The sequence below is a fragment of the Flavobacterium sp. genome (assembly GCF_043780635.1).
Classification (GTDB): domain Bacteria; phylum Bacteroidota; class Bacteroidia; order Flavobacteriales; family Flavobacteriaceae; genus Flavobacterium.
The window spans coordinates 1-4,394 of sequence record NZ_JAYWCK010000029.1 but is presented as its reverse complement, the minus strand read 5'-3'; the positions used below and the strand labels follow the sequence as shown (position 1 = coordinate 4,394).

The following is a 4,394-nucleotide window of genomic DNA, read 5'->3' as shown; positions in this document are numbered from 1 at the left end:
AATGTTACTTCAATTCTAATGGAAAAACTGATAGTTTAGTTTTTTTGTTATACTAAAAATAAAAATAATGCAAGTATTAACCCGTAATTCGCATAAGTTTTCAAAGAATATATTCTCGCCTATGGTCAAATATTTTTCTATTAACAAATAGTCAAACATTGTATTATATTTGTGAATCATTGCCATCTGGTTTTGGTTAGCTTTGGGGTTTCGGGTGGTTCCGAAACCCCGTTTTTTTATTTGTTTAATGTCCAAATATCTTGAATCCTGCCAAGGTCGCCTTTCCTTTTTTCGCCTGTACGATGCAATAAATTAGCTTTTTCAAGTGTATTAAATGCCCGGCTAATACTCGAATTTTGGACTTTTTCAGATAAAATACCAGTTTCAATTAGCTGTTTCAATGCTTCGCATCGGGTATAGCTTACATTTTGATTTGCTTTGAAAAAAGCTAATATTTTGCTATTTTGGGTATTATTGTGTTTTATGGCTTCGTTCAACTCCCTGCCCGATTCGCCAATTGTATTGTGAAAAATCATTTTGGTTGGTTCGCTTTTAATATTAAAATTATCGCTTATGATTTAATTTTTTTCGCTTGCTGAGAGCTTGGAGGATGTCAGCTTTTAGGTATCTGACTCTATGAGAAATTCGATTTGGAATAAGAATTTTATCTTTTTCCCAAGTTGAAAGTGTTACGACCGAAACGCCCAAAAGTTCAGCGGTTTGCTTTCGGGTGGCAACTTCTGGAATATTTGGTGGGAGAATGGGTGGGGAGTATTCCGCCAATTCTGCTTTGACAGCTTGACGAATGATTGCCCCTAATTGGTCGGGGCTAAATGAGTACGAAATAATTTGTTCTGCAAACATGTTTTTCTTTGATTTTAGTGAAACATGTGCAAAACTATAAAGTAGAGTATAGGGTAAAAATCCCTAAAAGATACCTTTTTTTACCTTTGGAAAAGTATTATAAAAAAGGAGAAAGAAGTTCGTTTATGTTGTCGGATTTATCTGGGTAATCTTGAATAAGTTGTTTTTGCACTCGTTTTATTCTTTCAATAATCTTGTTTCTGCTTGAAGGATTATTACGTCCTTCTATGAAATCGCCAATCAAATTTATTTGAGCAATAAGGCTTTCTAATTTAAACCCTTTTTGCAGATTAAAGAAATATTTTTCATTGAAAAATGATATGTGTTTCTCATACTCTACCTTACTTTTTTCATGCTTACTCAAACTAATTTTAGCACTTATGCCTAATTTTCCTAAGAAATAAACATATATCGCTAAATCATTCGTCTTGTTTAAAAATAATTGGGTATAAGGTGGACTGGCAAGTTCATTGCTAACATTTACAAGGTTTTTGCTTTGCTCGTTTTCCCCATTTTCTTGCTTATTAATATGAAACTCTAAAAAACGTTTGAATTGGTTGAGGGGTATTAAATATGAAGCCCAATAATATAAATTATCGACATTTTTATTACATTTATTGCATTCATAAATAAATGCGTAATCAGGTAGATAATCATTATTTGTATTTGTTAGTTCTTTAAAAAAATCATAAACATTCTTATAGGTGCCAGTTGATAATTGAAAAAAAATTGCTTTAGATTCTTTACCTATTGATTCCAATAATTCATTAGTTTCATTTAGTTTTGCATTGGCAAATTCATTTTTATCTGCTTTAAGCGAAATTTCTTCATAAAATTTTTGCTTGTAAGTTTCATAATCATAGATAGGTGTACTATAATGAATTTCCAGTAGTTGTTTTATTTCATAATTATTAATTGGTTTGGTTTTCCTTCGGTCTTCAAGATAATTTTTAATATTCTCCTCCGCTTCAAATGCTTTTTCTTCATTGGTAAGTGGTTCAGGTGCAATAATTCCATTTTCCATATTTTCATGTTCAATTAACTGCATAATTCTTGACACATTTAAACTAAATTTAGCATCTCCCATTATCGCCCCGCTCTCCTCTCTTTCTCTTTGTATTTTCCGTTGTTCGATGTCATATTCTCTTTGTGTCTGAATAGCATTATTTAGTTCATTAGAATACTTATGACTATCAATATATCTCATATTGTGGTTGTGTTCTTTCCAAAACAAATAACGCTCTTCAAATTCAGTAAGAGTAATGTATTTAACTCTAAGACTTTCTTTCAATAGGCTTTGTTCATGGTGTGTCATAGTATTAAATGGTTAGCTTTTTACTCTGCATTACGCTATTTTAAGACGGACAATATTATTTTCGTTTGTGCTATTTTTTGTAAAATGCGTATGCTGCGATAACCTACGAGATGTTTGTTTCTTCGTTACTTTAATGTACTTAAAAAATGAACTTTCTGTCTTATGCCCTGTCATTGCCATTATGTCGTGTGTCTTTACATCCCCTAAATAGGCGTTCGTACTAAAGCTTCTTCTGCAAGTATGAGTGCTTAACTTTTGCCATTTTTCATAGGTTATTAGTACTGTTTTGCCTCCTTTTGTAGATTTAAAAGTTACCTTTCCGTTTAATTCCATCAATTTTCCAATTTCTTTCAAATATTCATTCATCTTTTGATTACTTGGTGCTTTAGGTGGATTGTTTTGGTATTTATCCATAATTGCCCTTAAATTAGGGTTCATTGGTATAGATACCGATTCGCCTGTTTTTTGAGTTGCAACGACTTCTAAATAAAATATTCCTTCGTCCTCAACAATGTTTTCGGGTGTAAGTTGTGAAAGGTCTGAAAATCTTAAACCGCTGTAACAACCAATGAGAAACAAGTCTTTCACTTTATCAAGCCGAGGGCTTTTACTCAAATCAAGATTAAATAGAAAATCAAGTTCGGATTCGTCTAAATAAATATTTTCAACATCTTCTGATAGGGTAACGAATTTTTCATCTCTGAAAATCAAATTGCTGTGCAAACCGTCATAGTATGCTGATTTTATAAAAATCCTTACATTCTTAATTATTGAACCGATTGAATTTTTAGTGAAATTCTTTTTTGTAAGATATGAAATGAGGGAATCATAAAATTTTAAATCCAGTTGTTCAAATTCTATTCTTTTGTAGATTTTACCAAATTCAATTAAATGGTTTAGGGCAGTCTTGAATTGCTTTATAGTATTATACTGATAAATCTTTTGATTCTTAGTAAGGCGTTCCCCAGCTTTGACCTCTTTATAAAATAGTTCAGCGTAAATAATAAGATTAGTTTTCTTTTTCGCTTTTACTGTTTTAAATTCCTTGTCCAACTCAGTCCTGAAAAAATCAATAGTAGGTTCAATTTTCTCTCGTTTGAGGTAACTATTAATTTTACCAATTGACTCCACATAGCGATTTAATTGCAAATTGGTGTCTTTGCATTGTTGTTTAGTTTTTTTTTCCGCAGTGGAGGCTTGTTGAGTGCTATCGTCCCACAAAGAGGGTAGGATTTTTTCACCTGTGGAGTATTTTAGTCTTTCGCCTGTTTGTAAGCTATGATTAAGAAAAATTAAAGATTCTTCCTTTGAATTCTTATCTTTTAGATAAAAACGCACTTCATTTTCAGTTTTTGCCATTGAAATAACATGATTTTGGTTGATTAGCTCATCAAATATACAAAAAAAATGCACCCTAAAAAATTGGGGTACAAAATAGGGAACAAAAATACTTGCCTTTATTGTATTATTTTGACAAAGTGGAAGAAAGTAAATTTATATAATCTACTGATTATCAGTTTTTTATATAAAATTGACGAAGGAATAAAGTAAAAGGTTCGATTACGGCTCCGGGTACTTAAAGCTCTTAAATCATTGATTTAGGAGCTTTTTTATTTGCTATGATTTGTTTTTTTATAGCTTTGAAGAGTAATATGCTTATAATTGACGAGGTTATAAGTTTCCAGTTGCCAATAAAGATTTTATTAAACGGAGCGGTTATTGCTAATATTTATTTATTGGATAATCCGCCTTAGTATTCTATATCCCGTTTTAGCCAATTAAAAATAACTACACTTATGATAATTAGTGGAAGAGAAAAATAGAAGACTCCATAATTAATAATGACCTCGAAAATTCAAATTATCACAATAAGCATTTTGTAAGAATTGGTGCTAAAGACCAAGTTTTTACTAAAGTAAACTTTAGTCATACCTATTTTGAAAATTGCTATTTTAGAAATATTCAATTCAAATCTTGCGATTTCAATGGGTGTAAATTTATTAACTGCAATTTTCAAGGAAGTTCTTTTATGGGTAGTATTTTTGATTACGCAATTTTTGAAAAAACTTTCATTGATTCAGAAATTTTAGATAATAATTGCCCAAGTTATAATAATTTAACTTAAGTTACGCAAGATTAACTTTTATGTAGTGATATCTGCTTAAATTTACAAAAAACTGTCAATTTTACCAAAATCTAATCAAATTCATGAAAC

At 30.6% G+C, this 4,394-nt stretch carries 5 protein-coding genes; 1 reads left to right on the top strand and 4 read right to left on the bottom strand.

Annotation, left to right across the window (positions count from 1 at the left end; translation table 11 throughout):
- Positions 1 to 236: 236 nt before the first annotated feature.
- The 4 genes from ACH2BV_RS02380 to ACH2BV_RS02365 form a co-directional block, all read right to left on the bottom strand.
- Positions 237 to 536, bottom strand: a complete 300-nt coding sequence (locus ACH2BV_RS02380) for a hypothetical protein (protein ID WP_395049027.1) — start codon at positions 534 to 536, stop codon at positions 237 to 239.
- Positions 537 to 564: 28 nt separating this feature from the next.
- Positions 565 to 864 (bottom strand): helix-turn-helix domain-containing protein, encoded by a 300-nt coding sequence (locus ACH2BV_RS02375; protein ID WP_395049026.1) that lies wholly within the window; start codon positions 862 to 864, stop codon positions 565 to 567.
- Between the two features lie 97 nt (positions 865 to 961).
- Complete coding sequence (locus ACH2BV_RS02370; RefSeq protein ID WP_395049025.1) at positions 962 to 2,179, bottom strand: hypothetical protein; 1,218 nt, start codon at positions 2,177 to 2,179, stop codon at positions 962 to 964.
- Positions 2,180 to 2,209: 30 nt separating this feature from the next.
- Positions 2,210 to 3,538: a tyrosine-type recombinase/integrase gene (locus ACH2BV_RS02365; protein WP_395049024.1), complete on the bottom strand. Its 1,329-nt coding sequence runs from the start codon at positions 3,536 to 3,538 to the stop codon at positions 2,210 to 2,212.
- A gap of 460 nt (positions 3,539 to 3,998) precedes the next feature.
- Here ACH2BV_RS02365 and ACH2BV_RS02360 point away from each other — a divergent pair, with 460 nt between their 5' ends.
- The gene (locus ACH2BV_RS02360) at positions 3,999 to 4,304 is read left to right on the top strand and encodes a pentapeptide repeat-containing protein (RefSeq protein WP_395049029.1); all 306 of its coding nucleotides are present in this window, start codon (positions 3,999 to 4,001) and stop codon (positions 4,302 to 4,304) included.
- The last annotated feature ends 90 nt before the right edge of the window (positions 4,305 to 4,394 follow it).

What these genes read in the sequence shown, in the direction of transcription:
- ACH2BV_RS02375 (WP_395049026.1), bottom strand. Translation starts at nt 864, where the DNA reads ATGTTTGCAGAACAAATTATTTCGTACTCATTTAGCCCCGACCAATTA.
- ACH2BV_RS02365 (WP_395049024.1), bottom strand. Translation starts at nt 3,538, where the DNA reads ATGGCAAAAACTGAAAATGAAGTGCGTTTTTATCTAAAAGATAAGAAT.
- ACH2BV_RS02380 (WP_395049027.1), bottom strand. Translation starts at nt 536, where the DNA reads ATGATTTTTCACAATACAATTGGCGAATCGGGCAGGGAGTTGAACGAA.
- ACH2BV_RS02370 (WP_395049025.1), bottom strand. Translation starts at nt 2,179, where the DNA reads ATGACACACCATGAACAAAGCCTATTGAAAGAAAGTCTTAGAGTTAAA.